The 733-nt window shown below is 35.5% G+C and carries 2 protein-coding genes; both read right to left on the bottom strand.

All coding sequences use genetic code 11. From position 1 onward, the window contains the following. A partial coding sequence (locus tag IAE51_RS12010) for a hypothetical protein (protein ID WP_200095653.1) occupies window positions 1-204 on the bottom strand: 204 nt, incomplete at its 3' end. A gap of 17 nt (window positions 205-221) precedes the next feature. Then, on the bottom strand, window positions 222-653 hold the full coding sequence (locus IAE51_RS12005) for a DUF4176 domain-containing protein (protein WP_200095652.1): 432 nt from the start codon (window positions 651-653) through the stop codon (window positions 222-224). Window positions 654-733: the final 80 nt, after the last annotated feature.

The following is a 733-nucleotide window of genomic DNA, read 5'->3' as shown; positions in this document are numbered from 1 at the left end:
ATCAGTAAATTTGTCTGCCTGTTTCTTTATGCAAGACGCCAACTCAGACAAGTCCGTTAACATCTCTTTGGAAACACTTGCTCCTTTTTTAATACTTCCGATATTGCTTGCCCCAATAGAAATCTTACTTCCTTTAAAACTCCCAGTATCTACTCCCCAAAATTTAGAAACAGCATCTTGGGCAACATTTACGTCAGACTTCATAATTTTTCTCCTTTCATTTATTGTGTTAAATTACGAAGTTTATAAAATGGGTCTATTTTTCCTTTTGCCATTTCTTGCGAAACTTCGTCCTCGGATTCCTCAACTTCTTGTATTTCTGTTAATGCTTCTTTGAATTGATGAGCAACTTGTGAGGGTCTTCTACCATTTTCCATCTGATACAATAAATCTTTTAAAAATGTTTCATCTGCTTCATCAGTATAACCCTCAAAAATTACTTCTTTAATTTCAGAGTCAATGAGTGGAAAAGTCTCTTGATCAGGTGCTTCTCCGTATGGATGCGGTCCAACCAAGTATCGTGGAACCGCTCCATCTTCTCCCTCTTTCATCGCTCCTCGTGCTAAAACAACATAGAGTCCTGTATTATTCTCATTTTCAACTTTTACAATTGACCCTAACCCTAAAAGATTTCCAATTAAATTTAAAGCCATATTATTCTCCTTCTTTTTCTGTTGGAACGACAATATTGAATAATTCTTCATCTTTAATAGAATGAAGGACATTCTTAGCA

The organism is Lactococcus sp. S64, from assembly GCF_016516525.1.
Classification (GTDB): domain Bacteria; phylum Bacillota; class Bacilli; order Lactobacillales; family Streptococcaceae; genus Lactococcus; species Lactococcus lactis.
This window is presented reverse-complemented; position numbering and strand designations above follow the sequence as displayed.

Coding starts and splice junctions, on each gene's coding strand:
- IAE51_RS12005 (WP_200095652.1), bottom strand. CDS start 653: ATGGCTTTAAATTTAATTGGAAATCTTTTAGGGTTAGGGTCAATTGTA.